General features: G+C 44.6%; 13 protein-coding genes and 2 tRNA genes. 6 read left to right on the top strand and 9 right to left on the bottom strand.

Going from position 1 to position 17,671, the window contains the following annotated elements:
• Positions 1 to 223 precede the first annotated feature (223 nt).
• From L3C95_RS02515 to L3C95_RS02490, 6 genes are all read right to left on the bottom strand, one after another.
• A complete protein-coding gene (locus tag L3C95_RS02515) occupies positions 224 to 2,416 on the bottom strand; it encodes a response regulator (RefSeq protein ID WP_236384856.1) in 2,193 nt (730 codons plus the stop codon).
• A 99-nt stretch (positions 2,417 to 2,515) separates the two neighbouring features.
• Entirely contained in the window at positions 2,516 to 3,211 is a 696-nt protein-coding gene (locus L3C95_RS02510; protein WP_236384853.1) for a LytR/AlgR family response regulator transcription factor, read from the bottom strand.
• Between the two features lie 689 nt (positions 3,212 to 3,900).
• The gene (locus L3C95_RS02505; RefSeq protein WP_236384852.1) at positions 3,901 to 4,098 is read right to left on the bottom strand and encodes a hypothetical protein; all 198 of its coding nucleotides are present in this window, start codon (positions 4,096 to 4,098) and stop codon (positions 3,901 to 3,903) included.
• A 13-nt stretch (positions 4,099 to 4,111) separates the two neighbouring features.
• On the bottom strand, positions 4,112 to 4,597 hold the full coding sequence (locus L3C95_RS02500; protein ID WP_236384851.1) for a ribonuclease H-like YkuK family protein: 486 nt from the start codon (positions 4,595 to 4,597) through the stop codon (positions 4,112 to 4,114).
• Positions 4,598 to 4,765: 168 nt separating this feature from the next.
• Positions 4,766 to 4,840: transfer RNA gene (locus tag L3C95_RS02495), tRNA-Gln, on the bottom strand.
• Positions 4,841 to 4,845: 5 nt separating this feature from the next.
• Positions 4,846 to 4,918 (bottom strand) — tRNA-Ile (locus tag L3C95_RS02490).
• A gap of 506 nt (positions 4,919 to 5,424) precedes the next feature.
• Between L3C95_RS02490 and L3C95_RS02485 the strand changes: the two genes are divergently transcribed.
• Genes L3C95_RS02485 through L3C95_RS02475 form a run of 3 tightly spaced genes read left to right on the top strand, consistent with a single transcriptional unit; the run spans position 5,425 to position 7,969 of the window.
• A complete protein-coding gene (locus L3C95_RS02485; protein ID WP_236384847.1) occupies positions 5,425 to 6,183 on the top strand; it encodes a nucleotidyltransferase domain-containing protein in 759 nt (252 codons plus the stop codon).
• Positions 6,180 to 7,256, top strand: a complete 1,077-nt coding sequence (locus L3C95_RS02480) for a DNA polymerase beta superfamily protein (RefSeq protein WP_236384845.1) — start codon at positions 6,180 to 6,182, stop codon at positions 7,254 to 7,256. Before L3C95_RS02485 ends, L3C95_RS02480 begins: the two co-directional genes overlap by 4 nt.
• Complete coding sequence (locus L3C95_RS02475) at positions 7,253 to 7,969, top strand: phytanoyl-CoA dioxygenase family protein (protein WP_236384843.1); 717 nt, start codon at positions 7,253 to 7,255, stop codon at positions 7,967 to 7,969. Before L3C95_RS02480 ends, L3C95_RS02475 begins: the two co-directional genes overlap by 4 nt.
• Here the strand turns inward: L3C95_RS02475 and L3C95_RS02470 are convergent.
• From L3C95_RS02470 to L3C95_RS02460, 3 genes are all read right to left on the bottom strand, one after another.
• On the bottom strand, positions 7,966 to 9,243 hold the full coding sequence (locus L3C95_RS02470; RefSeq protein WP_236384841.1) for a DUF5690 family protein: 1,278 nt from the start codon (positions 9,241 to 9,243) through the stop codon (positions 7,966 to 7,968). The genes L3C95_RS02475 and L3C95_RS02470 overlap by 4 nt on opposite strands.
• A gap of 35 nt (positions 9,244 to 9,278) precedes the next feature.
• Positions 9,279 to 9,797, bottom strand: coding sequence for a hypothetical protein (locus L3C95_RS02465; protein WP_236384839.1), 519 nt, complete (start codon positions 9,795 to 9,797; stop codon positions 9,279 to 9,281).
• A gap of 81 nt (positions 9,798 to 9,878) precedes the next feature.
• Positions 9,879 to 10,985 carry a slipin family protein gene (locus tag L3C95_RS02460; RefSeq protein ID WP_236384836.1) on the bottom strand — a complete coding sequence of 369 codons (1,107 nt, stop codon included), beginning with the start codon at positions 10,983 to 10,985 and terminating at the stop codon, positions 9,879 to 9,881.
• A gap of 642 nt (positions 10,986 to 11,627) precedes the next feature.
• On the opposite strand from L3C95_RS02460, the gene L3C95_RS02455 reads away from it, so the two are divergent.
• The 3 genes from L3C95_RS02455 to L3C95_RS02445 all read left to right on the top strand — a co-directional run bounded on the left by L3C95_RS02455 (position 11,628) and on the right by L3C95_RS02445 (position 17,660).
• Complete coding sequence (locus tag L3C95_RS02455; protein ID WP_236384835.1) at positions 11,628 to 12,668, top strand: helix-turn-helix transcriptional regulator; 1,041 nt, start codon at positions 11,628 to 11,630, stop codon at positions 12,666 to 12,668.
• On the top strand, positions 12,665 to 14,269 hold the full coding sequence (locus L3C95_RS02450) for a DUF6377 domain-containing protein (RefSeq protein WP_236384833.1): 1,605 nt from the start codon (positions 12,665 to 12,667) through the stop codon (positions 14,267 to 14,269). Before L3C95_RS02455 ends, L3C95_RS02450 begins: the two co-directional genes overlap by 4 nt.
• Positions 14,270 to 14,705: 436 nt before the next feature.
• Positions 14,706 to 17,660 (top strand): SusC/RagA family TonB-linked outer membrane protein, encoded by a 2,955-nt coding sequence (locus L3C95_RS02445; protein ID WP_236384831.1) that lies wholly within the window; start codon positions 14,706 to 14,708, stop codon positions 17,658 to 17,660.
• Positions 17,661 to 17,671: the final 11 nt, after the last annotated feature.

Genomic DNA, 17,671 nt, shown 5'->3' with positions numbered 1-17,671 from the left:
TGCGGATTGAATTGAATATAGGACGTACTATGTAGCATAACTGGTTGATTTTGGATTTTTCGAAATGGATCTCTTATCGTTGCTGTTATAAAACTATCTTATTTAATAGTTGACGAGACGTATCGTTCGCCAAACAGGCAAAAACAGTCGCTGTGAGGGGATGCTTAGACGCAAAAAAAAGAGCAGTCAACGACTGCTCTTTTTTTAAATAACCGGGTTAACATTACACCTGTGAGTAAAAATCTTCTGCCTCCCGGAGGGCATTATCTGTAAATGATTTTAGCATATCGATATGTATCAGTAAAGGAGGAGTGATCACTGTTGCTGATTCCAGCTCATCCAGCGTCGGAAACAAACGCTCCGCCAGTCCCATAATTGAAATAGTAGTTTTCATATTATGAGCCGTACTTTTTAAGGTTTTAATATCGTTGTTGTGAAAGGCGGATTCGAGTAGAGAAATCTCCTGGGGCATTGCTTCAATGAACTGCCTGGTCACTTTTTTCTCATACACTTTATTTCCCCGGCTGATCTCCTTCATATAATCCAGGTTGATGTACTGGTAATCAGGAGTAGCAACATTTGCCTGTGTATATTGTCGCTCCTTAAGAGTGGAAATAGAGGCAAAGCGGTTGATCAGCTGATAGAGCTCCTTTTCATTGATCGGCTTTGAAATATATTCATTCATTCCGCTACTGAGACATTTTTCCCGCTCGCCTGCCAGTGCATGGGCTGTCATAGCGACTATCGGAACGTCAAGCTGCAGCTCTCTCCGAATGAGGCGGGTGGCAGTATATCCATCTATCTCCGGCATCTGAATGTCCATCAATATGAGATCGTACCGTTCTTTTTTCAGATAGTCGATGGCCTCTGTCCCATTGCTGGCCATATCGAAAGACAGGTCCCATTCTGTGAGTAGATGCTTCATCAGGCTACGGTTCATGTCATTGTCATCAACCACTAATATTTTAACGGAACTGTTTGCTGTAATTTTAAACTGGCTGATGTCTACCGTTTCAGGTACCGGTACCTGCCTGGAAGCAATGGCATATGGAATGAAGAACCTGAAAGTTGTGCCCTTTCCCGGCTGACTCTCAACGCTGATATCTCCTCCCTGCAATATCACCAGATCCTTCACGATAGAAAGCCCCAGTCCGGTGCCGCCATACTTGCGGGTAATGGAATCTTCTGCCTGATGGAAGCGGTCAAAAATGGAGGAAAGCTTGGACGGTTCGATACCGATGCCTGTGTCTGTAATAGTAAATGCCAGCTGTATAATGTTACTGTCACTCTGTTTATTATCTACGGAAATGATAATCCCTCCTTTCTCGGTAAACTTGAGTGCATTCCCTATCAGGTTGACAAGTATCTGTGTCAGACGCGTAGCATCGCCTACCAGGGTGTCTGGTACCGAAGGGGATATCTCTCCCTGTAGCACCAGTTTCTTTTCTTTTACCTTTTCACTGAAGAGCGTCTGAATGGAATGGAGCAGACCTCTTACGCTGAAAGGGGTGGCCTCAATCCTTACCATACCAGCTTCGATCTTGGACAGATCAAGGATATCGTTGATGATAGTGAGCAGGTTCTCTCCTGCCTTCTGTATGGAATTAACGAACTCTGAAGAGCCTTCGTCCAGCTTTCTGGACTTCAGCAGGTTGGTAAATCCAAGTATCGCATTTAAAGGTGTCCTGATCTCATGACTCATATTGGTCATGAAATTCTCCTTGATCATGGCAATTTCCCGCACTTTCTTTTCTGACCTGTCCAGCTCCTGGATCAGTTGCTGTTGCTGACGTATCCTGGTCATGACGAACCATAACACGCTCCCGGCAGTCAGTAATATCAGGCAGATAAGGATGATCCCCCAGTTTCTGGCCCTCCGGCTGCTCTCATTAATATTGTTGCTGAGAGCAGTCATAACAGATTGCCGGCTGTCGTAGATCTTGCGGGTGATGCTGCTGATCTCATTTGAGATCTCCCTCGCACGTGGATTGGCGATCAGACTGGTGTCGTCCATTTTTCCTGTCCGGAAAAACTCATGCATCAGCTGGTTCTTGTTATGAAGCTTCTGACCGGCCAGGTATTCCAGTCTTTTGATATACATAACTGCACTGTCATCCTTGCTTATCTGCTTCAGCGTATCGACGAAGGCTTCTACTTCGGCAATTTTGGCGTCCACACCCTCAATATGGGAAGTGTCGTCGGTAGCAATAGCAGCACGGATACGGCTTTCCACCCAGATGATGTCCCGTTCCAGCTCACGTAGCTTATTGCCTGTCTGCAGTTCCCTGAGTAGCTTTTGGTTGCCCCTGATCAGCTGATCAATGTTCCTGGAGGAATTGTATTGCACAAATGCCAGCACGAGAGTACCGGCAAGAAAGGCAATCAGGATCAGATATGTAAAACGATTGTTATTCATTATCAATCAGTAAAAGTCATATGCCCCCACCACATCCGTCGATTACTTTCGCCGGAAAGGCAAAAACAATAGCCGGATGCGCCTTAACAAAGGTGGATATCAGAGTACGTTCATTCGTTTGTTGAGTATTTTGCGGTAGGCATCAGCTACCGGAAGCGACTTGTCTCCTATCAGCACGGCCCCGTCCTGAAGGGTATCTATTTTGTCGATGGCTACCATATAAGAACGGTGTATCCGCAAGAAACGAGCAGCGGGTAGCCGCTCCTCCAATACCCGCAGGGAAACGTGTATGGCGAAAAATTTCTTTGCGGTAAATATCTTTACGTAATCTCCCATGGCCTCGGCATACAGGATCTCTTCCAGCTTCAGTCTTCTTACAATGTTGGAGTCGCGGATAAATATGAATTCGTCATTTTCCCAGCGCATCTCCTCTTTGTTACTCTCCAGGATCTGGCGGACCTTTTCTATGGCCTGGATGAATCTGCCTGGGGTAATCGGCTTCACGAGATAATCTGCTACATTCAGCTCAAAGGCTTCTACAGCATACTCTTTCTTGGAAGTTGTAAATATGATGACCGGTCTTTTGTTACCGAGATTTTTTATTAATTCGAGCCCCGACATTCCTGGCATTTCAATGTCCAGTAGCAAGAGGTCTACGGGGTTGTCCTGGAGATAATTATAAGCATCAAGCGCACTTCCGCATTCACAGGCAACAACAACGCCTTTGATCTGGCTGGTCAGTTCCAGAAGTGTGCTACGTGCAATGGCATTGTCGTCGATAATAAGTGTAATCATATAGGTTTGATAAAGCTAAATTTTGTGGAGCAAAGGTCTTAATTCTGTGCCAATTGACAATTCATTGATTATTAATCGAATATGATTTTTCGGGTAGAACGACTATCACGATATATCGTTATTTCACAATGATAATAGTTATTTTACTGTTTATAAATCAGTTACAGTTGTTGATCGGTGAATTGTTCCAACGCTGGTGTTTATTCTTTTATTGCTGCTTATCGTGAACGCCAAACTTATGTCTTCCCGGGAAACATTGCAAACCTTTATTTTTCTCCTTAAATAAGGAAGCCGGTTCGGTAAGGGATAAAAAGACATGCTAAAATATACTACAATATAAGTCAAAGGAAGCAATCCTTTTTAAGGATATTACTGTACGCTTGTATCCAGCAGAGCTGGAAGATACAGCGTTCTTTTATAGCGCCTGTTAGAGACTAAATGCGCCGGACTATTAGAGAATAATTCAGTGCTCCATCAAGGAAACTCGAAGAGCGCTGATTAGGGAAACAGGGTCATTATGTATTGTCGGGGCTCCTGCTACTAAGCAGGAGTAATACGGCCAGAGTTGTATCCTGATACAAAACACGGGATACCAAGGGGACATGATTGAATAGAAGGAGTATTGCCAATGCATTACAAAGGCTATCTGATTTTATCCGCCAATTGTTCATTGCATTGAACAATGTTCTCTAATCATCCCTTTCAATCTCAGGTAATCCCTTCACTCCCGCTATGATCGTCTCACCAGCATTATCAACAAGACATGCACCCCGGTACATTCTTGTTGCGACCATCACAGTTTCTTGAAAACCGGAGATGAGTGCTGTGTTGGTAATATTGTTGTCTCTTGTCAGTTCAGTGGCCCGCAGGCCGTTTACATAAACCATACAATTAGAATTTTTAATGAACTATTTTATTCGCGCAGGAAGTACTTGCAAATGCATGTGGCTTTGCCCGGAAGGTGAAGCCCATACCCATGATGTATCCCATTGCTTCTTTCAATGCATCATTACTCCTGAAGTTCGGATTGGTGTTGATGTCTGCATGCACTTCCATATCTACATTGTACCTGGTAAAGATGTTGCACAGTGAATAGGCAACTTCAATGCTCCTGCCCACTTCTTCAAGCATCCGTTCCTTGATACTCATTTTGCGCAGTGTGCTGTCAGCATGGATGTACATGAAACCGCCCTTACCTTTCCGGATAAAAACGATCACTGTGGCGAATTCAGTAATTCTGCCCTTTACCTGGCTGTCAGTACCGATACATACCTTCAGTTCATTACCAGCTTCTCTTTCTGCAGACAGCATGTTGCTGATTTCATCAGCTATTGGCATGTTGATCTTTTCACCATTCAACCGTCTCCATTTGTTGATCTGTTGCATTGCTATGTCATATTTTGTTGCCTGGAATTGATAAGATATCAGCAGGTTTTGAACTTGCCTCCACTGATACCGTTTATAAAAAATAGTTTGTTATGCCATGAGATTCGAACCCTCCAGCTCCGGTGCTTTACAAGGCCCTGTAGGTTTGCCGTTGAACTATGGCACATTTGGTTTCCGGGCTCAGATTCGAACTGAGAACATCACAGTCAAAGTGTGATATGTTGACCCTTACACCACCCAGAAAATTGTTGGCCTGACCGGACTTGAACCGTTAACCTCCTGCGTATAAGGCAGTTGCTCTCACCATTGAGCTACAGGCCAATGCGGGTAACAAACAATAAAAAACCCGGCCGTGATAAACGACCGGGTTTATATGTAACTGATATAAGCGTACGCTAAGTCAGACTATAATTGGGTCGTTGAAAAATTAGGTATAGATCCTTACCTGCAAACATCCATGCATAGCTATGGCCGGTGCCCGATAACTGTCGCGCACTGATCTGTTTAAGTCGTATGGGTGATACTTGTATTTGCTGCATAGCGTAATTTCAGGTAAAAGAAAAAGCCCCGCAATTGCTTGCGGGGCCTGTGTTATATTGAATCAGTTATTATCAACTATTCTGTAGCATAACATGCTCCGCAAGCGCTATTGCCGTCTATGAGGCAGTAGAAACTTTCTGGTTTTGAATGTAGCTGTATGCGTAACATGATATTGTTTGTATTTTTGTTTGCGATGCAAAGATGAAACTATTTTTCCGATAATAACAAATTTGGAATAGGTTTTTTTGTGAATTTTATGTTACGTTGAATTATAACCCTGTATTACAATGAATGATATTATCAGTGAGAAACTGCTAACGATAGAGCAGGAAAAGAATGTAAAGATACTCTATGCCTGTGAGTCCGGAAGCCGTGCCTGGGGCTTCGCATCGCCGGATAGCGACTATGATGTACGATTTATTTATGTGCAACCTGCCGATAATTATCTCAGTATAGAGGAGAGAAAAGATGTGATAGAATTGCCTGTGAATGAAGTCCTGGATATAGGTGGATGGGATATACGAAAAGTGCTGCAGCTTTTTCTGAAATCAAATCCTCCCTTATACGAATGGCTGCAATCATCCATTGTTTATAAAGAACATGGTAGTTTTAAAAGTGAATTATGGCAGCTGGCCGGGAAATATTTCTCCGGACGTGCTGGCTGTCATCACTATATTTCCATGGCAAGGAATACCTTCGAGTATGATTTGCAGGGCGAGCAGGTAAGGATCAAGAAATACTTCTACGCATTACGTCCGGTATTGGCCGCTCTGTGGATCATTGAGAAAAAGGCAGTACCTCCAATTACATTTAATGAATTGAGAGTGCTCATCGCCGATAAGGACTGGAATGAGGCCACTGATGAATTGCTGGAACGCAAGAAAGTATCGGACGAGAAAACAATGATCACGCCCGTACCTGTCCTGCAGCATTGGATTGAAGAGACGATCGCTTATTGTAAAGAACAGGCATCATTGCTGCCAGCTGTACAACATAACACGACTGAAATGAATACACTGTTCAGAAAATATATTAATACCCAATGACTTTAGAAGAATTGCAATCCGGTAACCGACACCTGCTGTTAAAATGCATCAGCGGCAGCAGGGCGCAGCAATTGCACTCCCCCACGTCTGATACAGATATTAAGGGAATCTTTGTGTTGCCGCCCAGGGAGCTGTATGGATTGACCTATACCCCGCAAATTTCAAACAGCACGAATGATGAAGTCTATTTTGAAATAGGCAGATTTATAGACCTGCTGAGTAAGAATAATCCGAATATTATTGAACTTTTAAGCACGCCTCCCGATTGTGTATTGTTTCGTCATGGCCTGATGGACCAGATAAAACCGGAGGACTTCCTGTCGAAATTGTGTAAAGACACTTTTGCCGGTTATGCCGCTTCACAAATAAAGAAAGCCAGAGGACTCAATAAAAAGATTCATCGTCCCTTAGATGAAAAGCGTAAATCGGTACTGGATTTCTGCTACGTTATTGCCGGCAACGGTAGCATTCCCCTGCAACAATGGCTGGATAGCCAGGGGTTTTCGCAGGAGGATTGTGGTCTGACCCAGGTGCCTCATTTCCGCGACGTTTACCTGTTGTTTCATCAGCACCAGATAACTGATAAGACTTTTCTCAAGGGCATCATATCCGGCGAAGCCGCCAATGATGTACAATTAAGCTCAATTCCCCCAGGGATCTCTCACCTGGCAGTTATGAACTTCAACAAAGACGGTTATTCTGTTTATTGCCGGGAATATCTCGAATACTGGGAATGGGTGGAAAAACGGAATGATACCCGATACCAGAATACCCTGACCCATGGTAAGAACTATGATGCGAAAAACATGATGCATACCTTCCGTCTGTTAAGTATGGCAGAAGAGATAGCTGTCGAACGAAAAGTGATTGTGCAAAGAAAAGACAGGGAGTTTTTGCTTAGTATCAAAAGCGGGGCGTTCGAATACGATGACCTGTTGAAAATGGTGGATGAAAAACTAGAGAAGATGGACGACCTTTACGAGCGCTCCGGTCTGCCGGACACACCAGATCTGGCTAAAGCCGAAGCCATTCTCGTAAGCATCAGGGAACAGTTTTACAAACAGGATATATGAACGCAAGTGCACATCAGCAGGAAATAGCTGCGCATGGATTTACAGTAATAGAGAATATATTCACTGATAATGAAGTCGACGCATTGATCGCGTTGATTCAACAGGCCGACAGTTCCAATGAAACCTTCCGCAAAACGAAAGACTTGTTTGCTATCAGGCAGTTTCTCAAAGAGGTGCCGGATGCAGCGCCTGCTATCTTTACACCAGTATTGAATGCGGTGATCAATGCGCTTTTCGGAGAAGGTTACCGGGCAGTAAAATCGATCTATTTTGATAAACCAGGGGATTCTAACTGGTTCGTGTCCTATCACCAGGATCTTACTATTTCAGTAAAAGATAAAGCGGATGTTCCCGGATTTGGCCCCTGGACGGTAAAGCAACAGCAATATGCTGTACAGCCACCGTTAACAGTATTGGAAAATAATTTCACCATCCGCATTCACCTGGATGATACGGATGAACATAACGGTGCATTAAGAGTGATTCCCGGTTCTCATAACAAAGGTATCTATCGTCCTGAGACGATCGACTGGTCTAAGGAAACGGAAGTGTCATGTAATGTACGTAAAGGCGGAATGATGATCATGCGTCCTTTACTGCTGCATGCCTCCAGCAGAACTACCAATAACCATAAGCGTCGGGTGATCCATATAGAATTCAGCAACCGGGAATTGCCTGCACCACTTCAGTGGTCGGAACTGCTGCATAATTAGGCCTTTATTTCAGATCTATACTTCCTTATAAAATAGACAATACTGATAGCAGTGCCGATAATGCCTACGCATCCTGTTATCAGCACGAGTTGAGTATAGAACTGTAACCAGTTTGTCTGGATGCGGAACAGCGATTTCGTGAGTAGCACCCCCACACTTCCCAGGTAGCCGAAGGAATCTGCCAGGTAAATGAGGAAGCCGACATTGCCGGAAAAGCGGAAAGTGGCAATAAAACGGTCAAATAGGATACTGTTGAATGGTATATAAACCATAAATAAACCCAGCCCCACCAATATCATCCACAGGTATAATGATAATCCAGATTGCAGGTAGAGCACAGTTGCTACCAGGGAAATAATAAAGCCCAGCAACATGATGATCTGTGTCAGGATGAAAGTCCTGTAGTTATTCTGGAGGAATATCATGGCCGCGATCATTACGAGTATGATCAGGGAAATGATGGTTTCTGTCCGGGTGAATATACTGGCATCAAATGGCTCGCCGGAGGCACGCCACATATCAGCCATAAAGCTGTCTCTTACTTCTCTTAGTATGGTTACGAGAATGTAGATGATGATGAGCATTATCAGGCCCGGGAGGAACCTTGCTAATAATTTTTTCCTTTCTTCTGCCGGCATCGGCAGCCGGTGCATACGCAATGCTTTATCTTCTTCATCAGGAGGCGGGATCTTTTCCAGCAGGTATACAAACAGTAATAGTGGCAAGATAAATAAGGCGCCGACTATAAATGGCATCCGGAACTCATCTGCTCCGAGCGACTCCATAACCCATTGGGCGGTAAATTTGGCCAGTCCCGAAGCGAAGATGAAGCTCACCGCCAGCGCTGCACTGATCAGGTCAGTTGTACGCCGGCCTTCCACATAAGAAAATACAATACCCCATATCATGCCAAGGGGAAAACCATTTAAGAAAAGACACCAGAAATTATAAGGCGCAGGTATTACTGCAAATAATAGCCAGGCCAACCAGGATAGTCCTACTAATAACAGTATCAGCCGGCCCCTTCCTACCCTTTTCATTTCTGAGATAAACCGTATACCATAGAATTTACTGCTCATATACCCCAATACCTGGGTGATGACCAGTACGATCTTGTAATCCAGTCCCAGAATGGTATGGCCTGCATAGGCGGCTACGTTGAAGGCTTTCCGGAAAGCGAAGATGCAGGTATATGCTGCAAAGGCGATCAGTGCAGAGAAAACGGCCACGCTGAGCTGACGGGAAGAGAATCGATTAGATATTGGCTGATGCAAATGAACAGGTTGATGGTACCTGCTAAAAATAGTAATTAATTGCGCTCGAGGAACAATGCTTTTTCCTGGATTTTTATTTGCTTACGAAAAGAAGACTTGTAAGTGCCTGCCACGATATCGCCCCTGATCGTTACCAGGTAACGTTTGGTGTTGGTGTGACTGGTGTTGAATGTAAAGGTAAAATGTTGATCTTCGGTCAATGGTTGCAGCATTTTCGCCTTGCAGGGTAGCTGCTCGTATGAGGTGGCCTCACACTTACGCACATCACTCCTTACAGCAACAGGCAAGAGCGGAGAGGCATTTGCAGGCGAAAGATTTATTTCGAGATTATGGAGGTATACAGTGTCCCTGATATCTTCAAAGTTGAGTACCACGTTGAGTTCGTTATCGCCATTGATAAGGAATTCGGGTACTGCTGAAAGGTAGGGGCTAATGGAGGTGTAAGCTGCAGTACGATCGTACAGCACGACTGTATCCAATTTGTATGCAAACAGGAAATAGCCGCAGATAGCGGCGGCGGTTACAATAAAGATGGTAATGCTGTATTTAAGCATGCCTTAAAAATAGGGCTGATCGGCAGAAAAGAGAATCCCTGAAAACAGGGGTTTTATAAACGAAGAAGGGATGACCTTTTATCACCCCTTCTTTGCTGGTACGAATATTTGCTTTAGCTGCCCCACGATATCTCCACCACCGCTTAGCGTAATGTTGCTGATCTTGTCTGCTATCTTCTCAACATATTCCATCTCCTTCAACTTAAACAGCATTTCATTTTCTTCCATGAGCTTCGCTGTGTTCAACAGGCTACGGGTGCTTGCTGTTTCTTCTCTTCGCATGATGCTGTTGGCCTGCGCCTTCTTTTCAGCTATCAATACCTGGTTCATGATCTCCTTCACATCACCTGGCAATATGATATCGCGAATACCGCAGTCCAGTAGCTGTACACCCAATTGAAGCGCCTTTTCTGTCACTGTATTCATGACCATTGGAGAGATCTCGTCTCTTTTGTCCAGTAGTTCATCCAGTGTATACACTGCTACCTGTTCCCGCAGGGCCAGCTGCAGCAATACATACAGTTGCTTATCATATTCCTTATTTTCAACCAGCTTGTAAATATCCACTACATTGTAACGTACAGTGAAGTTGATACGGATATTGGCCTTGTCCTTTGTCAGGATTTCCTGTCCGTTGATCTCCATCTGTAACTGGCGGATATCTGTCTTGTATACTGTCAGTGCAACTGGATTCTTCCAGAAATAGTGTATGCCTGGCTCCAGTGCCTTATTGAACTTTCCGTCTACATACAGCAGTCCCTTCTCGTAGGATTCTATGGTGTAGAACCTCACATAAGGCTGTAATTCCGGCCTTACCAGAATGGCGCGTTCCACCTGTTCGGTGATCTCATACTTTGAAAGGTCTATCAGCGTAACGCTGTACGCAGCGATCCCCTTCCAGTAGGCATGCTTCCCTGGTGCCAATACAGACCTGAACAAGCCATTCTCATACAGCAGGCCAATTTCCTGCTGCTTTACAGTGATCACATCCAGCGCTTCTGCCAGATCTGTGTACTGTAATAGTATATTCAGGTCAACGGAAGGCTGAAATGGCTTCGTCATATCAAACAGCATTACCAGTTCGTCGGACTTCACCCAGTGAGTTCCTTCCTGCAGCGTCTTTATGTAGCGATTGTTTTTGAACACTAACGCCTTGGTGTATGCTGCTACTTTTGTACGTGATATCATAAATTTGTTGTTTTCGGGTTTAGGGATTAGTAATTGTAATTATATATAGACTCCCAGAGGAGTTGTGTGTCTGTAGGGTAGCTACCATGTCTGTTACCTGCGGAAGCGGGCTTGAGTTGTTGTCGGTGAAACATGTTCCCGGCCATGGTGCCCGGTGGGCTAACATGGTACAAGGATACCGGGTATAGGGATAAACCAGGCACCGGCCAAAGATCAGTTCCACGTTCAACAGCGGTATCTGCCTTTTTCAAGGCGGTCGCAGATGGAGAAAGGCCTTTTGCTTTTCTACCGGGCTGCTACCCTGTCTTAGTTAGAGGCGACAATTGTTAAAGCAGTTTGCCGCTGCTGGAATTGGATTTAAAGTCCAAGGTGGAACCTTTAAAGGGTTCCGTGTCTATTGCTCTACCTGAGCGATCCTTTTTCAGAGGATGGGAGTCGAACCCACAGGAACAAACACTTGCGACAGCAGCATATTACCAGCGATTCGTGGTAATACTACGGGGCCATTCAGAAACCCTCATCCGGTCCGCCGCAGCCTTTTGTAACTGTGTCATCAACGATGACAAAACAAAGGTGGAAGTCATGTGCGCACTTTTTTTGCGCATTAGAATATTTTTTTTACTTTTTGAAAAATTTATCCTGATGCCCGTTAATAAGAATGCCCTTATCCGTTACAGAACCATAGACTCCTGTCTCCGGAACCGTCTGCGGAAGTGGACATTACAGGACCTTATTAAAGCAGTGGGAGATGCATTGTACGAATACGAAGGAGTGGAAAAAGGGATCAGCCGGCGTGCTATTCAGATGGACCTGCAGGCCATGCGGAGCGACAAACTGGGATATAGTGCGCCGATCATTGTTGTGGACAAGAAATATTACACGTACGAAGATCCTGAGTATAGTATTACTAAAATTCCTTTGAATGACCTTGACCTTAGCCGGATGAACGAGGCGGTAGAGGTGCTTAAGCAATTCAAAGGGTTCTCTCATTTCAGTAGTCTGAACGAAGTAGTGCAGAAACTGGAGGATCATGTGTATGCAGCCTCCAACAATACACGGTCAGTGATTGAATTTGAAAAGAACGAGCGGCTGAAAGGGCTGGAACACCTGGAGCTGTTATATCAGTCTATTATTCAGAGAAAAGCCGTTAAGATCAGTTATCAGTCTTTCCGCGCGAAGAATGGCAACACTTTTGAATACCATGTCTGGTGGCTGAAAGAGTTTAAGAACAGGTGGTTTGCCGTTGGCGTAAAGGGGAAGGGCATGGTAATCACCCACCTTGCCCTGGACAGGATACAGGAACTGGAACTATTGGATAACACTTTATATATTGAGAATGATGATGTGGAGCCGGCCAGCTATTATAAAGATGTGGTGGGAGTAACAGTTTCCACGAATCTGCGGGCGCAGAACGTCAAAATACTTGTCAGTCTTGAACACGCGCCATACATTCTTACAAAACCGATGCATCACTCCCAGGAACTTTTAGAAACCCGGGAAGATGGTATTATTATCAACCTGAAGGTCCAACTGAATTTCGAGCTGGAAAGGGAGATCCTCGGGTATGGAGATGGGATGATCGTTTTGTCTCCCGCAAGCCTGGCAGCCAGAATGCATAAAAAAATGCAGCAGGGGGTTGTTAATTACAGCGATCCGCTACTATTCCACAAAACTGAAAGATGAAATCTAAGCTTATTTGTTTGTTATTGCTAGTTGCATGTAAAATGTCATCCGCCGGTTCTGCCCGGGATAGTTTATTAGACAGGCTGAATCTGACAATTGAAAATGCACATACGTATGATGCAGAGAAACTGAAACAGATCAACACCTTGAGACAGGCGTTTACTGCTGCAAGGCATTCGTCCCTGCAGCAGCAGTTCGACCTCTGCCAGCAGTTATATGAACAGTTCAAGGTTTTCAAATATGATTCAGCTTTTGCTTATGCCCGTAAATTGCAGGAACTGGCCCGTGAAATGAATGACTCGCAGCGGATCAACTATGCCGGCGTTAAGCTGGGGTTCGTCTTGCTTTCTTCCGGCATGTTCCGGGAGGCAGGCGACTATCTGCTTACTGTAAACGTCAATTCCCTTCCTGATAGCGCCAGAGCGGAATACTACTCATTAAAGGGACGTTATTACTATGATATGTCTGATTATAGCAGTGATAACTACTTTGCGCCTGCCTATACCCGCCAGGGTAATATCTATATTGATTCTGCTCTGATGCTATATAAACCGCATTCTTTCAATTATGACTATAGTTACGGTTTAATGTATCAGAAGAAGCAGATGATGGATAGTGCAAAATACTATTATACCCTAACTGTCAGCCATCAGGATATTACCATGCACCAGCAGGCGATAGCTACTTCCTCACTGGGAAATATCTACATAAAGTTAGGTAAGCAGGACAGTGCTATTATTATGATGACAAAAGCCGCCATGGCCGACATCATGTCATGTACGAAAGAAACTACGGCCATGTTCATTCTGGCGGAACTGCTTTTTAAAGAGCGGGATGTCAAACATGCCTCCCGGTACATAGAATATGCTGTCGCCGACGCCTCCTTCTATGGAGCCCGCTTAAGGAAAGTACAGGTTAGCGCCATTCTTCCCATCATCGAAGTAGAAAAGATCAATACAGTAGAGGCACAGAAAAAGCTACTGTTTGTTTATTCTGCTATCGCCACCCTCCTGTTACTGGCGCTGATCTGGTTATCTGTGATCATCTACCGGCAGTATAAAAAGCTTCAGGCTGCCCAGCAGGTGATTACTTCTGCCCATGCATTGCAGCAGGAGATCAATTATAAATTGATGGAAGCCAATAAAATCAAAGAGGAATATATAGGGTATTGTTTTCAGATCAACTCATCTTACCTGGATAAGATCAAGAAATTCAAAAAGTTGGCCGATCAGAAACTAACCGATAACAAATATGCCGAGGTCAGGTACCTTGTTAATAATATAGATCTCAAGGAAGAACGGGATGAATTGTTCAGAAATTTTGATCGCATCTTCCTGAAAATATTTCCCAACTTTGTAACTGTCTTTAACTCATTTTTCAAAGAAGAAGACCGGATCAGGTTAAAAGACAATGAACTATTGAACACAGACCTCCGGATCTTCGCATTGATAAGGATAGGTATCAGCGACAATGTAAAAATTGCCCAGATCCTTGAGTATTCAGTGAATACTATTTACACTTATAAAACCAAGATAAAAAACAAAGCCATTATTCCAAAAGAAGAGTTTGAAGAGCGGCTTATGGACATTAAAGCGCTTTGAAGCACGTCTTAAAATGATAAGAAAACCCGGTTATTATCTTTATATAATAATAATGATAATATAATGTTAATGCATTGTTAATCAATAAATTGTCGCTTATGAAAACGCCTTTTGACCCAATATTTTCTATATAACGATCATATAAATTGTTAACCTGTGTAAGGCAGGTTTACTTTGACTTATCGACCGCATCTATAAAACTATCCGTCGCAGAGAGAAACCAGTGAGACCACGTTAACGATAATGTCAAAAAACCAGTTATGAAGCAAAAATTCACGGCTCTAACCAGCTTTAGTCAGGACTTATTATAGAGACATTAATCACGTTGTGAAGACAATGGTGCAGGGTTAAAGTATTCCACGTTTGGCGAGCTGCCAGGCTTGTCAGACCCATTCATTCAGGCATCAATATTCCACAAACCAATAAAAACTGATCTATGACCAATCTTCTATTTCGCAAGGTGCGTCTGTTATGCTCGTTACTACTACTAGTAGCAGGTTTAGCCAGCGCGCAGACCAAACCCGTGAACGGTAAGATCACGGACGAAAATGGTAACCCTGTTCCCGGTGCTACTGTACAAGTAAAAGGTACTAACACGGGCACCGCTACGACAGCAGATGGCACATTCAAGTTGAACGTACCGGCAAACGCTACCTCACTGGTGGTGTCTTTTGTTGGGTATGTGCAGCAGGAAATCGCTATTGCCGGCAAGTCAGAATTTTCCATTTCACTGGTACCAACCAGTACTACCCTGACGGATGTGGTAGTAGTTGGTTATGGTACTACCCGGAAAAAGGACCTCACCGGCTCCGTGGTATCCATTAAATCGGCCGACTTTAACAAAGGTATCGTAACCGCCCCCGATCAGCTGATCCAGGGTAAAGTGGCCGGTCTGATGGTGGTTGCCAACAGCGGTGCCCCAGGTGGCGCTACCACGGTAAGGATCAGGGGTAACTCTTCCGTAAGAACAGGTAACCAGCCACTGTATGTAGTGGATGGGATGCCTTTGGATGGCCGTACCGCTAAACCTTCTGTAAGTGCGAATGGTCTGGGACAGACGCCGGATGCTAACCCGCTGAACTTTATCAATTCCTTCGACATCCTGTCTATGGATGTACTGAAAGACGCATCTGCGACCGCTATTTATGGTGCGAGGGGTGCGAACGGTGTAGTGATTATTACCACCAAGAAGGGTGCAGTAGGAACTCCCCGTCTGGATGTAAACTATTCCGCCGGTATGAGTAAAATCCTGAAAAAACTGGATGTACTGGACGCTGCCGGTTATAGAAGCGCCCTCAAACAGTACAACCTGGCTGGTGGCGACGAAGGTTCCAGTGTAGACGCCATGGAGAGCATTCTACGTACAGGCGTTACACACAATGTGAATGTCGGTATCAGCGGAGGCGGCGAGTCCGGCGTTTACAGAGCGTCTTTCGGTATGCTGGACCAACAGGGTATCGTGAAGAAAACCGGTCTGAAAAAATATACTGCTAACCTGAACGGTCAATATAAACTGCTTGACAACAAGCGACTGGGCGTAGATTATTATATCCAGGCAGCGCATACTACTGAACAGATTGCTCCTATCACCAGCAATGCCGGTTTCACTGGTAGTCTGATCGGTCAGGCGTTGCAATGGAATCCGACTCTTGCGTTGCGTAAGCCAGATGGTTCATTTAACGTACTGGGTGTTGGTTCCGCTATTAATCCGGAAGCTATGTCAGCTGCCTACGATGACAACGTGAACATTAACAGTATCCTCGCTAGTGTGTCTCCTTCCTACAAATTTACCGATGAGCTGGAGTACCGCTTTAACTATAGCATCAACCATCAGGTGGGTGAAAGGGAAACGCAGATCGCTTCCTTTATTAATATAGACCAGGTGTTTGGTAATGGCCAGGCCTACTATGGCGTGAATACCCTCACCTCTCAGCTGATGACCCATACCCTGAACTATAACAAACAGATCACTCCTGCCCTCTTCCTCGGCGCCGTGATCGGTTATGAGCGTCAGAAATTTGATTATAAAGGCAGATCTGTAGGTGGTCTTGGATTTACTACGGATGAGTTGAAATACACCGACATCCTCCAGAACCCTACACAGACTAACACATTCCTGAGCTCCTTCCGCAATCCGAAATCGGAACTACAGTCTTATTTCGGTAGAGTAAACCTGAACTTCCTCGATAAATACCTGCTGACTGCTACCCTGAGGGCAGATGGTTCAAGCAAGTTCGGTTCTAACAACAAGTATGGTTATTTCCCATCATTTGCTGCTAAATGGAACCTGAGCAACGAGGCTTTCCTGAAGGATAATAAAACCATCAACCAGTTGGCATTACGTGTAGGCTGGGGTATTACAGGTAATCAGGAATTCCCTGCAGGTGCCGCTCAGGAGCAATACACGCTCAATTCAAATGGAGGCGCCAGTCTTAGCAATGTGGCAAACCCGAACCTGAAATGGGAAAGTTCCAAACAGCTGAATGCCGGTATTGACTATACTTTCTTTGGCGGCAGATTATATGGTAGCGTAGACTACTTCCATAAGAATACGTCCGACCTGCTTTTCAACTTCCCGGCTATTCAACCTGCACCGGCTTCCAATTACTGGATTAACCTGCCGGCGAACGTGATTAACAAAGGGGTGGAATTAGTATTAAGGGGAGATGTGGTGGCTACCAAGAACTTTACGTGGAACCTCGGAGTGAACGCTACTTTCCTGAAGAACAGATTGGAAAACTACGACGGTCCTCCTGTGCTGACAGGCTCCATCAGCGGACAGGGTGTGTCTGACGCATATGCACAGCGCCTTACCAACAACCAGCCGCTGAACTCCTTCTACCTGAGGAAGTTTGAAGGGTTTGATGACAATGGCCAGGGTAAATATACAGACGGAGGTAACACCCTGTTCTACCTGGGAGATCCTAACCCTAAAACAATGCTGGGTATTATCACCAGTGTAAACTACAAGCATTGGTCATTAAATATCAGTATGCACGGCGCTTATGGTTTCGACCTGTATAATAATACGGCCAATACTGTATTGCCTATCAATAACCTGGGCTCCAGGAATATTGCTGCCGACCTGGTGGGAACACAGGAAAGTCTTTCTAACCCTATCACAGTATCCAGCCGTTATCTGGAAAAAGGCAATTTCATGAAAATGGATAACGCCACTATCAGTTATAGTATCGGGAATATCGGAAAGGTGATCAAGAACGCATCTGTATACATCACCGGACAAAACCTCTTCATCATCACGAAGTATTCTGGTTTTGATCCTGAAGTAAATACAGATAAGAGTATCAATGGTGTGACCTCTCTGGGTATCGAGTATTCACCTTATCCAACAGCCAGGAACTTTCTGGCCGGTATCAACTTCTCGTTATAATTCACTGATCT

The organism is Chitinophaga filiformis (genome assembly GCF_021646545.1).
GTDB lineage: Bacteria > Bacteroidota > Bacteroidia > Chitinophagales > Chitinophagaceae > Chitinophaga > Chitinophaga filiformis_A.
This window is presented reverse-complemented; position numbering and strand designations above follow the sequence as displayed.

What these genes read in the sequence shown, in the direction of transcription:
- L3C95_RS02500 (WP_236384851.1), bottom strand. Translation starts at nt 4,597, where the DNA reads ATGCAACAGATCAACAAATGGAGACGGTTGAATGGTGAAAAGATCAAC.
- L3C95_RS02465 (WP_236384839.1), bottom strand. Translation starts at nt 9,797, where the DNA reads ATGCTTAAATACAGCATTACCATCTTTATTGTAACCGCCGCCGCTATC.
- L3C95_RS02455 (WP_236384835.1), top strand. Translation starts at nt 11,628, where the DNA reads ATGCCCGTTAATAAGAATGCCCTTATCCGTTACAGAACCATAGACTCC.
- L3C95_RS02510 (WP_236384853.1), bottom strand. Translation starts at nt 3,211, where the DNA reads ATGATTACACTTATTATCGACGACAATGCCATTGCACGTAGCACACTT.
- L3C95_RS02475 (WP_236384843.1), top strand. Translation starts at nt 7,253, where the DNA reads ATGAACGCAAGTGCACATCAGCAGGAAATAGCTGCGCATGGATTTACA.
- L3C95_RS02480 (WP_236384845.1), top strand. Translation starts at nt 6,180, where the DNA reads ATGACTTTAGAAGAATTGCAATCCGGTAACCGACACCTGCTGTTAAAA.
- L3C95_RS02445 (WP_236384831.1), top strand. Translation starts at nt 14,706, where the DNA reads ATGACCAATCTTCTATTTCGCAAGGTGCGTCTGTTATGCTCGTTACTA.
- L3C95_RS02485 (WP_236384847.1), top strand. Translation starts at nt 5,425, where the DNA reads ATGAATGATATTATCAGTGAGAAACTGCTAACGATAGAGCAGGAAAAG.
- L3C95_RS02460 (WP_236384836.1), bottom strand. Translation starts at nt 10,985, where the DNA reads ATGATATCACGTACAAAAGTAGCAGCATACACCAAGGCGTTAGTGTTC.
- L3C95_RS02515 (WP_236384856.1), bottom strand. Translation starts at nt 2,416, where the DNA reads ATGAATAACAATCGTTTTACATATCTGATCCTGATTGCCTTTCTTGCC.
- L3C95_RS02505 (WP_236384852.1), bottom strand. Translation starts at nt 4,098, where the DNA reads ATGGTTTATGTAAACGGCCTGCGGGCCACTGAACTGACAAGAGACAAC.
- L3C95_RS02450 (WP_236384833.1), top strand. Translation starts at nt 12,665, where the DNA reads ATGAAATCTAAGCTTATTTGTTTGTTATTGCTAGTTGCATGTAAAATG.